A 20,321-nucleotide genomic window follows, 5' to 3' on the forward strand; every position below is an offset into this window, starting at 1 on the left:
TCCAGATGCACGGTCATCAGATGAACACCATTTCAAAAGGCTGCCGCGCCTGTTCGATCAGATTGGGCTGCAGGATCGCGGGGATACCGTTTTCCGGATCGCCCTGCAACTGGCTGTGAAAGGCATGCAGTGCGTGCAGCTTGCGCGCCACGCCCCAGGTGTTCAGGCGTATCTTGCGGGCCCGGTGCCAGGGGATCAGGTATTCGTCGCGCAACGGACGGAACCAGCTCCAGACCGGCAGTTCGATCAGGCGTGCGCCGCTGTCGGCACAGGCCTTGGCGCTGGTGCGGCCTACCGAGTCATGGTCGCTGTCACCATCCTCGCGCCAGGTGGTGAAGACCACGTCGCCAGGGCGCAGATAACGCCGCAGGTAGTGGTATATCGCATCCTCCTGCTGCTCCAGCGCATGATGCCGAAAGCCGCCACGAATCCACTTCAGGCAGTGCAGCTCGATGCCCAGGCGGCGTAATGCTTCGGCGGTTTCCTGGGGGCAGACCACGCTCAGACGTTGTTGCGACCAGCGCTGGGAGCCTTGATACAGCGCGCTGCCATCGGTCAGTGAGATCAGTTGCAGGGGATGCCCGAGGGTCGAGAGCATCTGCAGCACACCGCCACAGGCGTGGATTTCATCGCCGGGATGCGGAGCGATGACAACGACCCGGCCGCCCGGTTTGACCAGGCGGTTGATGTTCAGGCAGGGCACCCTGGCCAACTGTTGGGAACCGCTCCAGATAGGCGGCGCAACCTCTCTGCGGGCTGCGGATTGATGTTTCATAGGGTCCACGTCCTTGTGTGGGGAGTTTGTGCACGGGCGTGGGGAGCGCGGGTGCGGGCGCCTCGATCCTGAGGCGCTGTCTACCAGTATCGCTCATGTTGTCCGAAATGCGACTTTTATCGTCGCGTCGTGACTCTATTGTCCCTGGATCGCTACGCGTCGCGATGCAGTTCGAACAGCACCAGCGAACGCCCGGTCACGGTGTACTCGCGGTTGAAGTCAAACCGCTCCAGCCCCTTGATCTGTGTGTCGTTGGTGTCGAGCATGCAGCTCCAGTACTGGCCCTGGGGCACGGGCGGCAGGCGGAAGTTGACGCCGTCATGGTGAGCGTTGACCACGATCAGCAAGGTGGCATCGGCCCCGGTGCGGCGCAGGCCGGAAACCTGGGCCCGACCGTCGAGCAGAATGCCCAGGCAGCGGCCGTGAGTGTCGTGCCACTGCTCGGTGGTCATCTCGTTGCCGTCCGGGCTCAACCAGGTAACGTCCTTGACCCCCAGTTCCTCGTTGTAGCGGCCCACCAGGAAACGTCCGCGGCGCAGAATCGGGTAGGCCAGCCGCAGCTTGACCAGACGTTTGACGAAGGCGAGCAGGGAACGTCCGTCATCGTCCAGGTCCCAGTTGACCCAGCCGATTTCGCTGTCCTGGCAGTAGGCGTTGTTGTTGCCGTGCTGGGTGCGGGCGAATTCGTCGCCGGCCACGATCATCGGCGTGCCCTGGGCCAGCAGCAGGGTGGCGAAGAAGTTGCGCATCTGCCGCAGGCGCAGGGCATTGATCGCCGGGTCGTCGGTAGGGCCTTCGACACCGTGGTTCCAGGACAGATTGTTATTGCTGCCGTCCTGGTTGTTCTCGTCGTTGGCCTCGTTGTGCTTGTCGTTGTACGACACCAGGTCGTGCAGGGTGAAACCGTCGTGGGCGGTGATGAAGTTGATCGAGGTATAGGGCCGTCGGCCGCGCTGGTTGAACATCTCGCCGGAGGCGGTCATGCGTGCGGCGAAGTCGGCGAGCTGGCCGTCGTCGCCTTTCCAGAAGGCGCGCACGGTGTCGCGAAAGCGATCGTTCCACTCGGCCCAGCCGGGCGGGAACCCTCCGACCTGGTAGCCACCGGGGCCACAGTCCCAGGGTTCGGCGATCAGCTTGACCTGGCGCAGCACCGGGTCCTGGCGACAGGCGACGAGGAAACTGTGGCGTTCGTCGAAGCCGTGGTGATAACGCCCGAGGATGGTCGCCAGGTCGAAGCGGAAACCGTCCACGTGCATTTCCGTGGCCCAGTAGCGCAGGGAGTCGGTGACCATCTGCAGCACGCACGGGTGGCTCAGGTCGAGGGTATTGCCGGTGCCCGAATCGTTGATGTAAAAGCGCTTGTCGTCGGGCATCAGCCGGTAGTAGGAGGCGTTGTCGATGCCGCGCATGGACAGCGTCGGTCCCTGTTCGTTGCCTTCGGCGGTGTGGTTGTAGACCACGTCGAGGATCACTTCCAGGCCGGCTTCGTGCAGGTGCGCGACGGTTTCCTTGAACTCGGCGATCTTGCCGCTGGCCAGGTAGCGAGGATCGGGGGCGAAAAAGGCAATGCTGTTGTAGCCCCAGTAGTTGGTCATGCCCTTTTGCAACAGGTGCTGGTCGTTGACGAAGGCGTGGATCGGCAGCAGTTCGACCGAGGACACCCCCAGGCCGCGGATATGCTCTACCACTTCCTCGACCATCAGCCCGGCGAAGGTACCGCGCAGTGCCTCGGGAACGGCGGGGTGGCGCATGCTGATCCCGCGCACATGGGTTTCATAGAGGAGCGTGCGTTCCCACGGCACATTGACCTGTTGGTCGCGGCCCCAGGTGTGGGCCGGATCGATGACCTTGCTCTTGGGCACGAACGGCGCACTGTCACGCTCGTCGAAACTGAGGTCGCCGTCGGGGTGGCCGATGGTGTAGCCGAACAGCGCTTCGGACCACTTCAGTTCACCGACCAACTGCTTGGCATAGGGGTCGATCAACAACTTGTTGGGGTTGAAACGATGACCGTTGCCCGGATCGTAAGGGCCATGCACGCGATAGCCGTAGATCAGTCCGGGATGGGCGTCGGGCAGGTAGCCATGGTAGATCTCATCGGTGTACTCGGGCAGTTCGATACGTTCCAGCTCGACCTCGCCGCTGGCATCGAACAGGCACAGTTCGACCTTGGTGGCATGCGCGGAAAACAGCGCGAAGTTGACCCCCAGACCATCCCAGGTGGCACCGAGCGGAAAGGGCAGGCCCTCGCGGATACGCGAGGTCTGGGCGCTGGGCTTGTGGTGCTTTGGTTTGCTCATAGGTGCTCCTGCTGTGGAGAGGCATTCCTCCCATTACCCTGACTTCCCTTGGCCCCTTGTGTGGCCGCTTTGTGTGGCCCCTTTGTGGGTGCCGGCGTGCTGGCGGTTGCAATATGACAGTCGACATCTTCAATGCCTGACACACCACTACGGCCAGCAGACCTGCTCCCAAAAGCTCGGGCGGTGTTCCTTTGCGGTCGCTTCAGTTGGCGGCCGGCTTGCGCGGTGCCCGAGGTTTCCTGGTGGCCGGTTCCACCGCCTTGGCCTCAACCGGCTTGACAGTGGTTTTTGCCGGGCTCTTGGCAGCCGGTTTGGCGGCGCTGGCCTTGGGTTTGGCCTTGGCGCTGGCCGGTCGGCTCGGCGCCAGGGCTTCGGCCTCGGCCAGCTTGCGGGCCATCTCCCAGTGGCGCTCTTCATGGCCGTCGGGACGGCCCTCCGATTCCCAGATCTGATAGGCAAACTCACGGATGCGTTTTTCGTCGGTACTCATCGCCATGCTCCTGAACGGACACTCAAATTTGGATAAACAGATTGACCGGGAAGTCTCCCAGGGCGTCACCGACCATCAGCTCTTCATGGGGTGTGACTGCACCTGCGTAAAAAAGTCCCTTTAATTTGCCGAGCGGGGTGTCGAGCGGCAGTTTGATGCGGGTATCGCCCCAAGCGGCGGGGGCAACCCAGGGTCGACCGTTCTCGCCAAGCAAACCTTGCGCCAGCCTTGGGATCACCACGATGGCCTGTTGTGTCGCATTGCGCCGACTGAAGGCCAAGACGTTGGCGGCGTGTTCGCCGCAGACTTGCAGGGGCTGGTAGTCGCCACGACGAAACAGCTCGGTGTGCTGTGCCCGTACGGCCAGCGTGCGGGCAATCAGCGCTTGCTTGATCCGTCCGCTGCGCCAGTCGTCGATCAGTTCGGTTGGTGTGACGGGGGGCAGCAACGCTTGCTGCCGGGCGCCGAAATCCACCGGGCGACGGTTGTCCGGGTCGACCAGGCTGAAGTCCCAGAACTCGTTGCCCTGGTACAGATCCGGCAGACCGGGCACGGTCATGCGCAGCAGGCATTGGGCCAGGCTATTGAGGGCCCCGGCTGGGGCAATGACCCGCACCGCCGTGGCGATGGCAGTGCGCAGCGCCAGTCCTTCGGGCGTGAGCAGCAGTGTCTGGATAAAGTCATGGCAGGCGCTTTCATAGGCCTCGTTCGGCGCACTCCAGCTGCTGTGCAGTTTGGCCTCGCGCAGGGCCTTGCGCTGCCATTGGCCAAGGCGTTCGGCGTAGTCACGCAGGGCGGCCTGATCGTCGACGGCCAGGTCCAGCGGCCAACTGCCCAGCAGGCTCTGGTAGAGCATCAGTTCATCGCCGGCCGAAGGGGCATCCGGGCGACTGCGCAGCGCTGTGGCCAGCTCGCGCCAGTGTTCGACCCAGTTGGCGTATGTCGAACTGCACTCACTCAATACCGCCAGGCGTGCCCGGCTGTCCTCACCGCGCTTGTGGTCATGGGTGGCGGTGGTCAGCAGGTTGTCGGGGAAGGCTTCCAGGCGCTGTCGGTTGGCCTGATGGAAGTCGGCCACGGGGGCACTGAACTGTTCGCTGGAAAAGCCGACGTCGTTGCGTGAAAGCAGCACCGCCGAGCGATAGAACGCGGTGTCTTCCACGGCCTTGGCGGCGGTTGGCGAGGTCAACTGCTGGAAACGCACGCAGGCATGCTTGAGCAACTTGCGCTCGCGTCCCGGCGCGCGCTGACGCCAGGGCTGGCCGCCCAGCCATTGCTGCAGATAGTCGAGCACCGGCCAGTCGGCTTCGCCCAGAGTCGTGCGGGCACCGGCCAGCGCCTGCTGGAAGAACGCTTCATCTTCGGCGGGGCGGCCACAGGCATTGATATAGGTGCGGTACACCGGGAAGTGCACGATCAGTTCCTGCAACGCGCGGCGGATCGCGCCGAGGGTCAGGTCGCGGCTCATGACGTTGTCGCGGGCGACCTGCAGCAGCGCCTGGGCAACGCTCTCGAAGTCGCCGGCCAGCGAACCGTTGAGCATCTGCTGGCGCGCCAGCCGGGCCTCCTCGGCGAACACGGCGGGCCGTTCGCTGAGGCGGCTCCAGAGTGCGGCCAAGGGGGCGGCGCCTTGGGGATCGTGCTGCAGCAGCGAGAGCTGGTTCATGAACTCATAGCCGGTGGTGCCATCGACCCGCCAGTCGCGGTGCAACTGCTCGCCCTGGCCGAGGATCTTCTCGACGTAGATCGGCAGATGGCGTCCCGGTGCCAGCGCATCGACCCGCCGCCGCAGCCGGCGGCAGTAGCCGCGAGGATCGGCCAGGCCGTCGACATGATCGATGCGCAGGCCGTCGACCAGGCCTTCGTCGATCAACTGGAAGATCTTCTGGTGGGTGGCTTCGAACACCGCCGGACGCTCGACGCGCAAGCCGCCCAGTTCGTTGACATCGAAAAAGCGTCGCCAGTTGATGTCGTCGCCGGCCGTACGCCAACTGGCGAGCCGGTAGTGCTGGCGTTCGAGCAGTCGGTGCAGGCGTTCGAAACCTTCTGGCTCACGGCCGTCGTAACGCTGCAGGCTGGCCTGGATAACCGCATGGCAGTCGACCCGGTTGGCCAGTTCGACCCGCAGTTGCCGGGCCCGGGTGTAGGCGTCGGGCAGGGTGTTGAGGGCCTTGAAACGCGCGGCCAGATCGTCCAGTTCCGGCAGGTCGGCGAGAATCTGCCCATAGTCCCGGGGGCAGATCGGAAAGTGGTGCTGGTAATGCTCGACGTGGAAGCCGCCGCGCTCGGCATCGAAGTGCAGCGCCACCGTGCCGTCCTGCAGGGCGGCTCCGTAGTCGCTCCCGAGAAACGGCATCAGCAGTTGACCTTCAAGCAGCGGGTCAGGCGAATGCCACTGGATATCGAAGAACTCACCGTAGGGACTGCGCCGGCCCCATTCCAGCAGGTCGAGCCACCAGGGGTTGTCGGCGCCACCGACGGCCATGTGATTGGAGACGATATCCAGGATCAGGCCCATGCCATGTTCGCGCAGGGCCGCCACCAGCCGCCGCAGGGCCGGCTCGCCACCCAGTTCCGGGTTCACCCGGGTCGGGTCGACCACGTCGTAGCCGTGCATCGATCCGGCCCGCGCGCAGAGCAGGGGTGAGGCGTAGAGATGACTGATGCCCAGCCGGGCGTAATAGGGTACCCATTCGATGGCGGCATCCAGCGGGAAACCCTTGTGCAATTGCAGGCGCAGCGTGGCGCGTACGACATTCTTCATCGGTCACGCTCGGCGGCCTGGAGCCGGGCGCAGGCGAGCAGTTCGAGACGCCGGGCCGCATCGACATCGTCCAGCAGTCTGCTGCTGTTGCCCGGCAGGCGCCGGCGCCAGTTCGGGTGACTGTCGAGGGTGCCGGGCAGGTTCGGTTGTTCCTCGACGCCGAGGGCGTCCTCCAGGGGCAACAGTACCAGCGGGGCCCGGGTATGCCCGAGAAAACGGATACTGGCGTCGAGTACCTGATCGGTCTCGTGAGCTTCGTCGCGAAAGTTCTGCGGGTAGTTGCTCAGCGCCCGGTGCAGGCCGTCACGCTCGTGCTGGCGGGTCTGGCGCCACTGTTCTGCGGTGGGCGTGTCGATCAGCCCGAGGCGGATGTTCCAGTCGATGTCGCGAGCGTGCCACCAGCCATTGAGGGTGGGCAGGTCGTGAGTGGTGGTGGTCGCCAGGGCATTGTCCGGCCAGTCGAGGATCGGTTTGAAGCGATGACCGTACTCCTGTTCGAACAACAGCACGCGCATGCCGAGGATCGAGCGGGCGGCCAGTTTTTCCCGCAGACCGTCGGGCACCGTGCCGAGGTCTTCGCCGAGGACGATCGCCTGGTGCCGTGAAGACTCCAGGGCCAACAGGCGCAGCAGATCGTCCACGGGATAATAGAGGTAGGCACCGTCGCTCGCCGGTGAGCCGAGTGGGATCACCCAGAGCCGTTGCAGGCCCATCACATGGTCGATGCGCAGGCCGCCGGCGTGGGCGAAGTTGGCCCGCAGCATTTCGATGAAGGCGCGAAAACCGTGGCGCTTGAGGCCTTCTGGGGCGAACGCGGAAATCCCCCAGCTCTGGCCCGCACGATTGAGAATGTCCGGCGGCGCGCCGACGGTGAGTTCGGCCAGCAGTTCGTCCTGTCGGCTCCAGGCCTGGCTGCCACCGCCATCGGCACCGACGGCAAGGTCGGCGATCAGTCCGATGCCCATGCCACTGCTGCGCGCGGCGTTCTGCACACGCTCCAGGCAGCGGGCAATCAGCCATTGGCTGAACGCGTGGAACTCGATGTCTTCGGCGTGCTCCTCGGCGAACTGTGCCAGGGCCGGGCTGCTCGGCTGTCGCCATGACTCTGGCCACTGGCGCCAGTCGGCGCTTTCGCCACGGGCAACGCAGTAGGTTTGCAGTGCTTCGAAGCGACAGTGGTTTTCCAGGGCTTCGCCACCGGCGCGGCGAAAGCTGGCGAAGTCTTCACCCAGGGGATGGTCGCCGAGCCGGAAACCCTCGTAGAGCGCCCGCAACAGCCGGTACTTGGCGCGCGCGGCGCGAGGCCAGTCGATCAGCGACAACTGTTCCAGTTCGTGCAACTCATCGGCCAGCCCGCTGCTGTCGATGGCCAGGCGCAGGGCGCGCTCGCCGAGGATCGTCCCCGGCGCGGCATACAGACTGTTCAGGAACAGGCGGCTGGAGGGCGAATACGGGCTGTAACGGCTCGGATCGCTGCTGAACATGGCATGCACCGGACTGATCGCCAGTGCATCGGCACCCCGTTCACCGGCGGCCCGGGCCAGTTCCTCCAGCGCCTGGGTATCGCCGAAGCCGCCATCGGCCGGGCGTTGCAGGCTATAGAGCTGGACACCGAGGCCCCAGGCCCTGGGGGTGTGGCTGTCGGTGGCGGCGTCCACGCCGTGACAGGTAGCGGGGGCGACGGCCAGGGTGAACTGCTGGCCGTCGATGTGTACCGACTGATAGCCGATCGGGATCACGCCGGGCAGTATCGCTTCGTTGTCCAGGCGCAGGTTGAGCACTGATCCGTTTTCCAGGTGAACTTCGCAGGGCGTATCCGGGGAGAAATAGCGGGCCAGGTCCAGGCCCTTGTCGACGTCCGCCGTGAGCAGCGGTGGCAGGTGCTTGTCCTGTTGCGTCAGTTGCAGCTCCAGCAGGCTGGCTTCGATAGCCGCCTCGTCGTCGGCCGGGTGTCCGAGGCCGGCCAGTACCTTGCGCAAGACCTCCGGCCGAACCTTCTGTTGCTGGCCGTTGGCGTCGATCCAGTCGACGGCCAGGCCTGCCCGGCTGGCGAGTATTTCAAGTGGCGCATCGCTCATGGGCGTTCTCCATCGGGGGCGGGCGAGTCGTCGTTGTCGTGGCTCAGGCTGACCAGTGCGCAGTAGGGCGCCAGTTGGCCTTCTTCCAGGAGCCGGGAGGCGCCTGTGCTGCTTTCGAACAGCCAGTGAGTCCCCCCTTCGATCCGGTGCTCGACCGCGCGGGCACTCAGGTTCAGGTCAATGCGCAGCAGCGTGCCATCACCCATTCGCCAGCGTGCGCTGACTGCTCCCTCGGCCAGTACATCGGCGCCCAGCGCCTGGGTACCTGGCAGGCGGGGCAGCAGTTCCCGGTGGCGAATCTCCAGCAACTGGCGGTACAACTGGGCGGTGGCTGCGCGGTTGCCGTCGGTGGCCGGCGCCAGGTTCGGGCGTGACGCTTCAAAGGTGCTGGCGTCGTTCGGGTCGGGAATCCGTGCGCGCCGCTGCGGGTCGGTGAAGCCGGCAAACTCGGCGAACTCCGCACGCCGCCCCTCGCGTACCGCATCGGCCAGCTCGCCGTGGTGGTCGGTGAAGAACAGAAAGGGTTCTTCAGCGCCGGTTTCATCGCCCATGAACAGCAGGGGAATCATCGGTGACAGCAATAACAGCACCGTTGCAGCCCGCAGCGCCGGGGCCGGGCACAGTTGGTTGAGACGTTCGCCAAAGGCGCGGTTGCCGATCTGGTCGTGGTTCTGCAGGAACAGGATGAACGCCGTGGGCGGCAGATGACCGCTGGGCTCGCCTCGGCTGCGGCCATGGCGGTTGGGGTGGCCCTGATAGACGAAACCCTGGCTCAGGCAGCGCGCCAGCTTGTCGGTGGTTTCCCGGGCATAGTCGGCGTAATAGGCTTCGGTCTCGCCGGTCAGCAGTACATGCAGGGTGTTGTGGCCATCGTCGTTCCATTGGCCGTCATAGGCTTCCTCCAGCAGGCTGGCCTGGTTGAACTCGTTTTCCACGGTCAGCCAGACATGGCGTGTCGGGTCTGTCTGCCGACGCACCTGTCGGGCCAGTTCGCGCAGGAAGGTGCTGTCGTTGATGGCGTGTACCGCATCCAGGCGCAGGCCGTCGAAGCGGTATTCCAGCAGCCACATCAGGGCGTTGTCGATAAAGAAGCTGCGCACCTCGCGGCGCTGGAAGTCGATGGCTGCGCCCCAGGGTGTCTGCTGGTCGTCGCGAAAGAAATCCTTGGCGTAGTGCCCGAGGTAGTTGCCGTCCGGGCCGAAGTGGTTGTAGACCACGTCGAGAATGACCGCCAGGCCGTGACCGTGGGCACTGTCGATCAGGTGCTTGAGGTCTTCGGGCGTGCCGTAGCTCGATTGTGGTGCGTAGGGCAGCACACCGTCATAACCCCAGTTGCGCTCGCCAGGGAACTCGGCCAGGGGCATCAGCTCGATGGCGGTGATACCGAGTTCGGCCAGGCGCGGCAGGTGCTGTTCCACCGCACGGTAGCCGCCGAGGGTACCGACATGCAGTTCCTGGATGATCGCGGTATGCCAGGGCCGCCCCTGCCAGTCCTTGTGACGCCAGTGATAGGCGAGGGGATCGACCACTACACTCGGGGCGCCGATCCCGCCGGCCTGGGCGCGCGAAGCCGGATCGCAGACTTGCAGTTCACCGTCGATGTTGTAGCGGTAGCGGGTTCCTGCGCGGCAGCGGGTTTGCAGGGTGAACCAGCCGTCGTTCTGCGGCAGCATGGCGAGGGAGCGGCCATCCTCCAGTTCGACGCTGACATAGAAGGCGTCCGGTGCCCACAGCGAGAAGCGGGTATTTTCCGCATCGAGCAGGACCGCGCCGTGGGACCAGCTTTCCAGAGTCCTTAACGACATCCTTGACCACTCCTCAGTGCTTGCCCGACCGGCTCCGTGAGTGGGCGACCAAGGTTTCGTAGAGTTCGGCGTAGGGTTCCACGGCGTTGCTCCAGTTGAACGGTGCAGCCATGGCCCGGCAACGCATGGCGTTGAGCAGCGGTGGATAGGCAAAGACCTTGAAGGCCCGGCGCAGCGCCGCTTCATAGCTTTCCACGGAGGATTCGTCGAACAGGAAACCGGTCACGCCGTTCTCGATGGTGTCGGCCAGGCCGCCGGTATTGCGCGCCACCGGCAATGAGCCGAAGCGCTGGGCGTACATCTGGCTGAGGCCGCAGGGTTCGTAGCGTGAAGGCATCAGCAGGAAGTCGCTGCCGGCGAACATGCGCCGTGCATCGGTTTCGTTGAAGCCGATGCGCACGCCGATCTGGCCGGGGAAGCGCAGGGCCAGTTGGCGCATGGCCTGTTCTTCCTCCGGTTCACCCCGGCCGATGATCGCGATCTGGCCGCCGGAGCGGACGATGAACTCGCTCACCGCTTCGGTGAGATCCAGGCCTTTCTGGTAGACCAGGCGCGAAACCACCGCGAACAACGGACCATTGGAGTCCTGCAGGCCGAACAACTGGCGCACATGGGCGGCGTTGACCGCCTTGCCATCCCAGTCGCCGATGCCGAAGGGCTGGATCAGGTGGTGGTCAGTGGCCGCATCCCAGCTTTCATCGATGCCGTTGGGGATACCGCTGAGCAGGCCCTGGTAGGTCTTGCTGGCGAGGAAACCGTCCAGGCCACAACCGAATTCCGGGGTGGTGATCTCCTCGGCATAGGTGGCGCTGACCGTGGTGATGTGGCTGGAGTAGGCCATACCGGCCTTGAGGAACGACAGCTTGCCGTAGAACTCCATGCCTTCCTGTTGCAGGGCATGGGGCGGAATCCCCAGCTCCGGGCAGCAGGCCAGGCTGACCACGCCCTGGTAGGCGAGGTTGTGGATGGTGAACAGTGTTGGCGTGCGCTGGCCGCGCCAGTGCATGTAGGCCGGGGCCAGGCCGGCGGGCCAGTCGTGGGCATGGACCAGGTCCGGGGTCCAGTGGATCTGTGCCAGGTTGGCGGCGATGTCGGCGGCGGCCAGTCCCAGGCGGGCGAAACGGATGTGGTTGTCCGGCCAGTCACGACCGTTGTTGGCGCCGTAGGGGGTACCCTCGCGCTCGAACAGTTCGGGGCAGATCAGCACGTAGACCACCAGGCCGTCGGGCATGTCCATGCGTCCGATCCGGCAGGGCGGCAAGGCGGCATGGCCGCTGAGTTCGCCGACGATATGGATCGGGTTGTCGCTGTTGAGCACTTGCGGGTAGCCGGGAATCAGCACCCGTACATCATGCAGGTGGCGCATGGCCCGGGGCAGCGCCGCCGAGACATCACCCAGGCCGCCAGCCTTGACCAGATCGGCGAATTCAGAGGTGACGAACAGCACTTTCTTCTTGTTGGGGTTGACGGCTGCCACTGGGGACAACGTTTTCCCTCCCGTTGACGGGGCTGGCACCTGGACCGATTCGCTGATCTGAATCAAACCTTCTTTCTGAATATCCAACGCAGCGCTGATCATGTGCCTCTCCCGTTTTTATCTGATCTGATCCATGGCTTTCACACAACGTGCCCAAACCGCTTCCTTTGGTCGGACACGCCCGTTCAGGGCGTTTGGCCACAACGGGACCAACGCTCCAGAACAAGAAAGAGTGGGAAAGCGTCTGTGCCCCTGAAACCCGGCGCAGACGCCCTACCTTTAACCTGACTGACTGACTGCCTGTTCGGAAGGTTCGATTTATTTTCAGAGGAAATGACTGACTGGTCAGTAGGCCCAGAAAAACAGTGTAGGAGAGATGTTGCCGACTTGTAGGGCGTTATTTAGACGACAAATTTCAAAAAGTTTCATGACAGATATAAGACGGGAGGGCGACGCAACTTTCTGGAACAAGCGTTCAGACCGCCTGCACCGGCTTGGCGCCAGTCAAGGGGCGGGCGGGCGATAAGGGGGCGTCGGGTGCTGTAACGGCCGCGCCCGAACAGGGCACGGCCGCAGCCTGTTGCCGGTCGTCAGCCCAGCGTACGGATCGGTTCGCCAGCAGCCCAGGCCTGGATGTCTTCGATCATCTGGCCATAGAACATCCGGTAGTTGTTCTGGCTGACATAACCGACATGGGGCGTGGCCAGGACGTTGTCCAGTGTACGGAAGGGATGGCCGGCCGGTAGCGGTTCCTGTTCGAACACATCCAGTGCCGCACCGGCGAGTCGGCCCTGGCGCAGTGCGCTGACCAGTGCCGCTTCGTCGACAATGGGCCCACGGGCGGTGTTGACCAGATAGGCGGACGGTTTCATCCAGGCCAGGGCCTGGGCATCCACCAGTCCGCGGGAACGGTCACTGAGCACCAGGTGGACCGACAGCAGGTCGGCCTGCTCGAACAGCGCCTGCTTGCTGACGTATTCCACGCCCACCTCGGCGGCGCGCTCGGCGGTGAGGTTCTGGCTCCAGGCGATCACCCGCATGCCGAAGGTCTGGCCGTAGCGGGCGATCTTCTGGCCGATGCTGCCCAGTCCCAGGATGCCCAGGGTCTTGCCATAGAGATCGTTGCCCAGGCCCACCTGCCAATCGCCAGCGCGCAGGGCGTTGGCTTCCTTGACCAGGTTGCGGCTCAGGGCCATGGCCAGTGTCCAGGTCAGTTCCGGCGCGGCGTACTTGTAGCTCTCGGTGCCGCAGACCTGGATGCCCAGGGCCGTCGCCGCCTTGATGTCGAGGGCGGCATTACGCATGCCACCGGTCACCAGCAGCTTGAGGCGCGGCAACTGACGCAGTAGCGCCTCGTCGAAGGTACTGCGTTCGCGCATCACGCAGATCACATCATAGCCGGCCAGGCGTTCGGCCATGACCTCGGTGGCGGCGGGGTAGTCGTGTAGAAAGCTGACCTGGCCGATACCGGCCAGCACCGACCAGTCCACTACCTCGCCCGCCACGCCTTGCCAGTCATCGATTACCGCGATCTGCAACGTCATCGGGTGTTCCTCATTATTGTCGGGCGGCCAGCCAGCCGAGCAGGGCCTTGTGGAAACGTTCGGGTTCTTCCATCTGCGGTGCGTGGCCCAGGCCGGGAAACTCCACCAGCGTCGAGTGCGGGATCAGCTTGGCCACCTGCTTGCCGAGCACGTCGTAGTGACCGAGACGGGCCTTGACCTCGGGCGGCGCGATATCGCTGCCGATCGCCGTGGTGTCGGCGGTGCCGATCAGCAGCAAGGTGGGCACTGTCAGGTCCTTGAACTCATAGTAAACCGGCTGGGTGAAGATCATGTCGTAGATCAGCGCCGAGTTCCAGGCCACCGCGACATGGCCGGGGCCCTTGTTCAGCCCGGCGAGCATGTCGACCCAGCGCTCGAACTCGGGTTTCCAGCGACCTGCATAGTAGGTGTTGCGCTCGTAGTTGCGAATACCCTCGGCGCTGAGCTTCAGCTCGCGTTCATTCCACTGGTCGACGCTGCGGTAGGGGACGCCGAGGGCTTTCCAGTCCTCCAGGCCGATCGGGTTGACCAGCGCCAGGCGTTCGACCTGTTGCGGGTAGAGCAGGGCGTAGCGGGTGGCGAGCATGCCGCCGGTGGAGTGGCCGAGCAGCACCGCTTTCTGGATGCCGAGGCTTTCCAGCAGGGCATGGGTATTGGCTGCCAGTTGCTGAAACGTGTATTGGTAGTGGTCGGGCTTGCTGGAGGTGCAGAAGCCGATCTGGTCCGGTGCGATGACCCGGTAACCGGCGGCGCTCAGGGCCTTGATCGAGCTGTCCCAGGTCGCGCCGCAGAAGTTTTTGCCATGCATCAGCACCACGCTGCGGCCGTTGGCCGGGCCACTGGGCTTGACGTCCATGTAACCCATCTGCAGGGCTTGGCCCTGGGATTGGAAGGCGAAATGTTCGACCGGGTAGGGATAGTCGAAGCCCTGCAGTTGCGGCCCATAGGCCGGGCCTTCGGCGGCCTGGGACAACACCGGCAGCGACGCGGCGAGGAACAGGCTGCCGAGAACAAGGGAGCGTGACGTGGGCATGGGCGACCTCCTTGGGAATCCGCCCGATGCTGCGTAGAAACGATTAACTGGGGATTAAAGCGCTTCAGCGCGCCGGGTAGTCGGCGATCACCTGGTCGGTGCCGTACTTGGTCAGGCCGATCACCTGGAAGGCGTCCTGGCGATCACCCATCTCCATGCCCGGCGAGCCGATGGGCATGCCCGGGACAGCGATGCCACGCAGGTCGGCGCGCTGGCTCAGGGCCCGTATCTGTTCGGCCGGCACGTGGCCTTCGACGAACTTGCCGTTGATGACTGCGGTGTGACACGACGCCAGGCGTGGCGCCACGCCGAGGCGTTGCTTGACCGCGCTCATGTCCGCCTCGACATGGTCGTTGACCTTGAAACCATTGGCTTGCAGATGGGCGATCCACTGCTTGCAGCAGCCGCAGTTGGCATCGCGATGGACATCGATGGACAGCGGTTCGGCGGCCTTGGCCAGGGAGGCTATCAACAGGGTCGACAGCGCGACCACGCGCAACGGGGTTTTCATGGGCAGATTCCGAGAGACTGTGGGGAGAGGGCGGCATTTTCGCCGATAAAGCCCGGCGCAAGCATTCCTGAAACAGTCAGCAACAATCTTGCGGGGAGGCAGCGACGGGCATTGATGATGCACCGTCGCCCCTGTCGGCAACCTGAGAGGAAGATGACGGATTTGTCAGGCAAGGGTGTGTCGCGAGGTTTCCAGAACGTACTTGAGGTTGTTCAGGGCCCGGGCCGACAGCTCGTTCATGCGACCTTGCAAGCCGTTGAGGTTGAGCTCGGTGATGTACTGCAGGGTGCGGCTGAAGTGGGTGCCGTGTCCTTGGCGCTTGAGTTGGTAATAGATGCAGCCATCGACGACGGCGGAGGTGAAGGCGCTCTTGAAGGCATGGGGCGGGTCGGCCACGACCACGCGGTAGTTCATGTCGATACGCAAGCCCAGCAGGTCGATCACTTCGGTGAAGCGGTGATCCTGGGGGACCGGGCCACGCATGCCGGTTTCGGCGCTGACGCAGATCGGGTGCCACTCGTGCCAGCAGTCCGGCTGGGTCACGTAGGCGTAAACCTCGGCGATATCGGCGTCTATATAGATCTCGTTGCTCAGGCTTTTGGCATAGGTCTGGAAAGCGGACGATTCCATGTTGGCTCCTACTGCATTCCTTGTTTTAAGGGAGAAGCAGTGGTGAGCATAGGCGATGCGCCAGTATTGCACCGGGGCAGGCGATGAGTGTCGTGGCCTCCCCGCCGAACGGACGAGGAGGACCTCGACGGGGCCGGTCAACGGACCTTGAAACGTCCCATCAACGCGCTGACGCGGTTGTTGGCTTCCAGCAGGCTACGGGTATTGGCGTCGGTGGCGTGACCGCTGTCCACCAATTGCGCGACCATCTCGCGGATCTGCACCATGCTGCGGTTGATCTCCTCGGACACCGCGCTTTGCTGTTCGGCGGCCGTGGCGATCTGCGTGCTCAGGCTGTTGATCTGGCTGACGGAACCGGCCATTTCATCGAGTCCCGAGTTGACCCGGGCCGTGGCGTCGGCGGCGGACTGGCAACTGGCCTGGGTATTTTCCATGGCACTGACCGAGGACGTTACGCCCTGGGTCAGGCGGCTCAGCATTTCATTGATTTCCGAGGTGCTGGACTGGGTGCGGGCGGCGAGGGCGCGTACCTCGTCGGCGACCACCGCGAAGCCGCGGCCCTGCTCACCGGCCCGCGCCGCTTCGATGGCGGCGTTCAACGCGAGCAGGTTGGTCTGCCCGGCGATGGCGCCGATCACGCCGAGAGTCTCGGTGATGCGCTGGGCATCCTGCTGCATGCTTTCGACCTTTAGGGTGGCGCTGGAGACTTCATCGATCAGCGCGACGACGCTGTTGGAGGCCTCGCCGACCACCACGCGCGAACGGTCAGCGTGTTCGTTGGCACGTCGGGTGAAGGCGGCGGTCTCGGCGGCGTTGTGCGCGACGGTCTCTGCGGTACTGCTCATTTCGGTGATGGCGGTAACCGTCTGGTCGGTCTCGGAGGCATGACGGGCCAGGATCTGGTTGCTCTGGGCCGAGGTCTGCTGGAGCTTTTCCAGGCTGCCGGCCATGTCGCCGGTGGCCTGGGTGACTTCGCTGATCATGTTCTGCAGGTAGATGATGAAACGGTTCACCGAGTGCCCGATGGCGCCCAGTTCGTCCTCGGCCCGAATGGTGATGCGTCGGGTCAGGTCGGCATCGCCACTGGACAGGTCGTCGATGTTGGCCTTCAGCGTACGCATGCGTTGCACCAGCTTGCGGATGGCGTAGATCTGCAGCAGCACCAGCAGCACGATCATCGGCACTTGCAAGAGGCTCAGGGTGCTGAGCACATCATCGCGCTGGGCAGTGATCGACTTGGTCGGCAGGGCGGTGGCGAGGAACCACGGCGAGCCTTCGATGGGACGCATGAAGAAGGTGCTGGCGACGCCGCCGTTGTCGAACTCGACGCGTCGGTGGCCGCTGTCGTGCTCCTGCAGGCCGGCCTTGATCTGGGCGGCGAAGGGTGAATTGCCGGCCAGATCGTTGATGTTCTTCAGCACTACGGGGCTGCTGATATGGGTACTGTTGCTGATGATCTTGCCGTCGGCCTCGACGATCAGCATTTCGGCGCCCAGTTCCTTTTCCTTGAGGGCCACCAGGTCGTTGAAGAAGCCCAGGGTCACGTCGATGGTCGAGACGCCGTAGGGCACGCCGTTGCGCTGGATCGCCATGGCGCAGTTGGTCCGCGGTTCCTGGCTGGCATCGTCCTTGTAGGCCGCGGCCCAGGCACACTGGCCACGGGGGGTGGCCATGCCGCCCTTGTACCAGGGTTGGTCGTAATAGTTGGGGGCCTCGGCGCTGTTCCAGAAGGTATTGACCTTCAACTGGCCGTTGGCATCGCGGTGCCAGAAGGTGCTGTGCTTGTTTTGCCCCGGCGTGCGTTGACCGGGCAGAGGCCAGATGCCGCCGCCGAACACCTTGAGTTCGCCGTACTGGTCCACCAGGCCGGGCAGGACCTTGTCGATGGCGTCGCTGTCGAGCAGGGGAATGGTTTGCGTGATGCTGCGTTGCTGGGCCTGAACCTTGTTCAGTTCGCCCTGGATCTGCTCCGCGACTTCGGCAATACGATTGAGTGCCACCTGCTCTTCGGTGTGGCGCAGCTTAGGCGCCACCAGTTGGCCGATACCGACTACGGTCAGTACGAACAACAGCAGAACGAACAGGACCAGAAACAGGGTGTAGCGGGCTTGAATCGTACGGAGCGCGGGCATAGGACCTGTCCTTACAAAGCGGTTTTTGTTGTTCGTGAGCTTTTCAGGGTTGCGACAGGTTATCGGCTTTGTTTGGCGAGTCTTTAGGTACGAACGTACATAAATAGGAAATCAGCGTTGAAACTGATCTGCACGGAGGCCATCTTTGTGTAATGAAATGTAGATACATTGTATCTTGATTGGAATATTGACTAAGATTCCACCTTTCATACCTAACACAGGGACGTTTCCTATGGCTGCCTCACCAGCACGTCAAGCGCAGCAGCAGCTTTCCACCCATCTGGGCCAGGGAGTCAGCGCATGAGCATGGGATCGGTAGGGGCCTGGGCCTCGGCAGCGGGGCTGAAGATTTTCCTCAAGGATGGTGCTCCCGCCCAGCAATCGAAGATCAAGAGCGAAAAGGCGCAGCAAATCCTGCGTACGGTCGGCAAGGATCCCCTGGCCCTCGACACCGGGAAGATGGCGGCCGCCAAGATGCGCTCGAAGTTCAAGGACTTCAATCCGGAGCAGGTCAGCCCGGCGCAATTGGGGAAAATCAGTACCTTCCTCAAGGATAACGGTTTGATCGACACCTTTACCTCCAGCCTGTTGCTTAACGCCGGCGAAGAGTTCGACAAGTTCGGGGTTCAGAAGAATACCGACGACAAGTTCAACGCCCTGGAGTATTTCGCGACTCAGATCGCCACGATCCAGGATCGCGCCATGAATCGGGATGTGTACTCCAACTACATGGTTCCGGCGTACAAGAAGGCTCTCAACGTTCTGCAGAACCTGCAGCAATTCGGCAGCACCGGTGCTGCCGTGACGGTTAATACCAAAGCCTGACAGGGCTTTGCGAAGGCATCCGCTCCCGCTGGGGCGGATGCCCGCTGTTGTGTGTTTCGCCCCTCCTGCCTGATTCCTCTCCGCGCTCCTCCGGCTGTGCGATGGCTGCACCGGTCATCCCTGATTCGTGAATGTGTCGAAAAACAAATAAAATGTTACATTTATTGACGTCAGGGATGCGTCAATTTACCATCGCGCCATTATTTTGATGTCAAATTTCGAGGGATCGAACATGTCTCCACTCGCCTTCGGGACGAGGTTGTGCGTTGCGCTGCTGTGTGTTTCTGCTCTGAATACCACCCACGCCGCTCCTGTTGATAATACTCCGGGTATCACCGACCTGATCCGCGATCGCCAGGATCGCCTCCTCGAAGAACAGCGCCGTCGTCTCGAAGAACTCAAGGACCTGCCCGGCAAGGCCGCCGCACCGGTAGCGCCTCAGGCGCCGGTCGACAGCCGCTGCTTCCCGATCAAAACCATTGACCTGCAGGGCGCGAACTCGCTCTCCACGGGCGAGCGTGAGCGCTTGCTCAAGCCTTATATAGGCCAGTGCCTCGGTGTGCCGCAGCTCAACGAGCTGCTCAAGGTCATCACCGACCGCTATATAGAGAAGGGGCTGGTGACCAGCCGTGCATATCTGCCGCAACAGGACCTGTCCAGTGGCAACCTGAAAGTACTGGTGGTCGAGGGCAAGCTCGAAGGACTCAAGGGCGCCGATGGCAGCGGCCTTGGCGAGCGTGAGCTGGCGATGAGCTTTCCGGGCAAAGAGGGCGATCTGCTGAACTTGCGTGAGATCGAGCAAATGGTCGATCAGTTGAACCGTTTGCCGTCGAATCAGGCGCAGATGGAGCTGGCACCGGGCAAGGAAGTGGGTGGCAGCGAAGTATTGGTCAAGAACAACCCACAGAAACCCTGGCGTGCAGGCCTTTCGTACAGCAACGAAGGCCAGCGCAGCACCGGTCTGCAGCAGGCGGGTACGACCTTTGATTGGGACAACCCACTGGGCCTGGCCGACCAGTTCTCCCTGCGTGCCGGTCATGACGTGGTGGGCGATACGACGAAAAATTCGCGTAACGCGATGCTCTATTACAACCTGCCGTTCGGCTGGTGGAATCTCAGCTACACCTACAGTGAAAGCGAGTACCGCTCTCTGGCCCAGGCCAGTGGTTTCGATTTCAAGCAGACCGGCGACAGCCAGAACCACCAACTGAAACTGGAGCGGGTGATCTACCGCGACGCGATGAGCAAGACCTCGCTCAACACCGGCGTGTCCTACCTGCGCACCAACAACTTTATCGAAGACAGCAAGCTGGCGGTCAGCAGCAACCGCATCAGCGAGGCGCAGTTCGGCATCAACCATGGCCGGCGGATCGGCGGCGCGTTCGTCAACGTCGACCTGGGCATGCAGGATGGCATCGGTGCTTTCGACGCGCAGGGCAATCATGACCTCAAGCCGGGCCAGGCCAATGCCCGCTACCGCAAATACACCGCCACCGTCAGCTACCTGCAGCCGTTCAAGCTGTGGGGGGAGTCCTTCAGCTTCAGCAGCCTGATGACGGGTCAGCGCAGCGAAGACGTGCTGTTCAGCCCGCAACGCATGAGCCTGGGCGGGCAGTCGTCGATTCGTGGCTACAAGGATCAGAGCCTGGCCGGGGACAGTGGCGGCTACTGGCGCAACGACCTGCGCTGGAGCCGGCCGATGACCCTGGACTGGATGCGGCCGGTGTTCGCCGAATATGGCACCAGTCTCGGTTATGACCAGGGCGTGATTCGTCGCGACCGCTATAACGCCGAGCAACATGGGCGCATGACCAGCGACTCGCTGGAACTGTTCGCCCGCGGCCCGCATATGGCGGCGACGGTGACCTTCGCCCACTCCCTGGAACGGCCGGCACCGATCACCGAGCGTGAGGCGCCGGTCTACTTCCGTCTGGACTTCTTTCTTTAAATTCTGCTT

The 20,321-nt window shown here is 63.4% G+C and carries 14 protein-coding genes and 1 pseudogene; 2 read left to right on the forward strand and 13 right to left on the reverse strand.

Features of this window, described 5'->3' with window-relative positions:
* Positions 1-16 precede the first annotated feature (16 nt).
* From BLU37_RS19775 to BLU37_RS30145, 13 genes and pseudogenes are all read right to left on the reverse strand, one after another.
* Positions 17-775, reverse strand: coding sequence for a PIG-L deacetylase family protein (locus BLU37_RS19775; RefSeq protein ID WP_026007434.1), 759 nt, complete (start codon positions 773-775; stop codon positions 17-19).
* 152 nt (positions 776-927) lie between these two features.
* Positions 928-3,075, reverse strand: coding sequence for a glycogen debranching protein GlgX (glgX, locus tag BLU37_RS19780; protein ID WP_090207906.1), 2,148 nt, complete (start codon positions 3,073-3,075; stop codon positions 928-930).
* Between the two features lie 202 nt (positions 3,076-3,277).
* Positions 3,278-3,565, reverse strand: coding sequence for a DUF2934 domain-containing protein (locus BLU37_RS19785; protein WP_010451129.1), 288 nt, complete (start codon positions 3,563-3,565; stop codon positions 3,278-3,280).
* 22 nt (positions 3,566-3,587) lie between these two features.
* The gene (locus tag BLU37_RS19790) at positions 3,588-6,329 is read right to left on the reverse strand and encodes a malto-oligosyltrehalose synthase (RefSeq protein WP_090207909.1); all 2,742 of its coding nucleotides are present in this window, start codon (positions 6,327-6,329) and stop codon (positions 3,588-3,590) included.
* Complete coding sequence (gene malQ / locus BLU37_RS19795) at positions 6,326-8,407, reverse strand: 4-alpha-glucanotransferase (RefSeq protein ID WP_090207912.1); 2,082 nt, start codon at positions 8,405-8,407, stop codon at positions 6,326-6,328. The genes BLU37_RS19790 and malQ overlap by 4 nt, the downstream gene beginning before the upstream one ends.
* Entirely contained in the window at positions 8,404-10,212 is a 1,809-nt protein-coding gene (treZ, locus tag BLU37_RS19800; protein ID WP_090207916.1) for a malto-oligosyltrehalose trehalohydrolase, read from the reverse strand. Before treZ ends, malQ begins: the two co-directional genes overlap by 4 nt.
* 13 nt (positions 10,213-10,225) lie before the next feature.
* The gene (glgA, locus tag BLU37_RS19805; RefSeq protein ID WP_010451137.1) at positions 10,226-11,791 is read right to left on the reverse strand and encodes a glycogen synthase GlgA; all 1,566 of its coding nucleotides are present in this window, start codon (positions 11,789-11,791) and stop codon (positions 10,226-10,228) included.
* A 488-nt stretch (positions 11,792-12,279) separates the two neighbouring features.
* The gene (locus tag BLU37_RS19810) at positions 12,280-13,233 is read right to left on the reverse strand and encodes a D-2-hydroxyacid dehydrogenase family protein (protein ID WP_090207920.1); all 954 of its coding nucleotides are present in this window, start codon (positions 13,231-13,233) and stop codon (positions 12,280-12,282) included.
* A 13-nt stretch (positions 13,234-13,246) separates the two neighbouring features.
* The gene (locus BLU37_RS19815) at positions 13,247-14,266 is read right to left on the reverse strand and encodes an alpha/beta fold hydrolase (protein ID WP_029532576.1); all 1,020 of its coding nucleotides are present in this window, start codon (positions 14,264-14,266) and stop codon (positions 13,247-13,249) included.
* Positions 14,267-14,330: 64 nt separating this feature from the next.
* Positions 14,331-14,777, reverse strand: coding sequence for a DUF411 domain-containing protein (locus BLU37_RS19820; protein ID WP_029532575.1), 447 nt, complete (start codon positions 14,775-14,777; stop codon positions 14,331-14,333).
* 165 nt (positions 14,778-14,942) lie between these two features.
* The gene (locus tag BLU37_RS19825) at positions 14,943-15,407 is read right to left on the reverse strand and encodes an SRPBCC family protein (RefSeq protein WP_090207924.1); all 465 of its coding nucleotides are present in this window, start codon (positions 15,405-15,407) and stop codon (positions 14,943-14,945) included.
* Positions 15,408-15,544: 137 nt separating this feature from the next.
* Positions 15,545-16,390, reverse strand: coding sequence for a methyl-accepting chemotaxis protein (locus BLU37_RS30140; RefSeq protein WP_456239035.1), 846 nt, complete (start codon positions 16,388-16,390; stop codon positions 15,545-15,547).
* An 18-nt stretch (positions 16,391-16,408) separates the two neighbouring features.
* Positions 16,409-17,539 (reverse strand): annotated as a pseudogene (locus BLU37_RS30145) (cache domain-containing protein); the annotation flags it as partial.
* Between the two features lie 300 nt (positions 17,540-17,839).
* Between BLU37_RS30145 and BLU37_RS19835 the strand changes: the two are divergent.
* Both BLU37_RS19835 and BLU37_RS19840 read left to right on the forward strand, forming a co-directional pair.
* Positions 17,840-18,364 (forward strand): hypothetical protein, encoded by a 525-nt coding sequence (locus BLU37_RS19835; protein ID WP_010451148.1) that lies wholly within the window; start codon positions 17,840-17,842, stop codon positions 18,362-18,364.
* A gap of 232 nt (positions 18,365-18,596) precedes the next feature.
* Positions 18,597-20,312 (forward strand): ShlB/FhaC/HecB family hemolysin secretion/activation protein, encoded by a 1,716-nt coding sequence (locus BLU37_RS19840; protein WP_090207931.1) that lies wholly within the window; start codon positions 18,597-18,599, stop codon positions 20,310-20,312.
* The last annotated feature ends 9 nt before the right edge of the window (positions 20,313-20,321 follow it).

This window comes from Pseudomonas asplenii (genome assembly GCF_900105475.1).
Classification (GTDB): Bacteria; Pseudomonadota; Gammaproteobacteria; order Pseudomonadales; family Pseudomonadaceae; genus Aquipseudomonas; species Aquipseudomonas asplenii.

Excerpts from the sequence above, each read along its gene's own strand:
- BLU37_RS19775 (WP_026007434.1), bottom strand. The coding sequence starts at position 775 with ATGAAACATCAATCCGCAGCCCGCAGAGAGGTTGCGCCGCCTATCTGG.
- glgX (WP_090207906.1), bottom strand. The coding sequence starts at position 3,075 with ATGAGCAAACCAAAGCACCACAAGCCCAGCGCCCAGACCTCGCGTATC.
- BLU37_RS19785 (WP_010451129.1), bottom strand. The coding sequence starts at position 3,565 with ATGAGTACCGACGAAAAACGCATCCGTGAGTTTGCCTATCAGATCTGG.
- BLU37_RS19790 (WP_090207909.1), bottom strand. The coding sequence starts at position 6,329 with ATGAAGAATGTCGTACGCGCCACGCTGCGCCTGCAATTGCACAAGGGT.
- malQ (WP_090207912.1), bottom strand. The coding sequence starts at position 8,407 with ATGAGCGATGCGCCACTTGAAATACTCGCCAGCCGGGCAGGCCTGGCC.
- treZ (WP_090207916.1), bottom strand. The coding sequence starts at position 10,212 with ATGTCGTTAAGGACTCTGGAAAGCTGGTCCCACGGCGCGGTCCTGCTC.
- glgA (WP_010451137.1), bottom strand. The coding sequence starts at position 11,791 with ATGATCAGCGCTGCGTTGGATATTCAGAAAGAAGGTTTGATTCAGATC.
- BLU37_RS19810 (WP_090207920.1), bottom strand. The coding sequence starts at position 13,233 with ATGACGTTGCAGATCGCGGTAATCGATGACTGGCAAGGCGTGGCGGGC.
- BLU37_RS19815 (WP_029532576.1), bottom strand. The coding sequence starts at position 14,266 with ATGCCCACGTCACGCTCCCTTGTTCTCGGCAGCCTGTTCCTCGCCGCG.
- BLU37_RS19820 (WP_029532575.1), bottom strand. The coding sequence starts at position 14,777 with ATGAAAACCCCGTTGCGCGTGGTCGCGCTGTCGACCCTGTTGATAGCC.
- BLU37_RS19825 (WP_090207924.1), bottom strand. The coding sequence starts at position 15,407 with ATGGAATCGTCCGCTTTCCAGACCTATGCCAAAAGCCTGAGCAACGAG.
- BLU37_RS30140 (WP_456239035.1), bottom strand. The coding sequence starts at position 16,390 with ATGATCAGCGAAGTCACCCAGGCCACCGGCGACATGGCCGGCAGCCTG.
- BLU37_RS19835 (WP_010451148.1), top strand. The coding sequence starts at position 17,840 with ATGAGCATGGGATCGGTAGGGGCCTGGGCCTCGGCAGCGGGGCTGAAG.
- BLU37_RS19840 (WP_090207931.1), top strand. The coding sequence starts at position 18,597 with ATGTCTCCACTCGCCTTCGGGACGAGGTTGTGCGTTGCGCTGCTGTGT.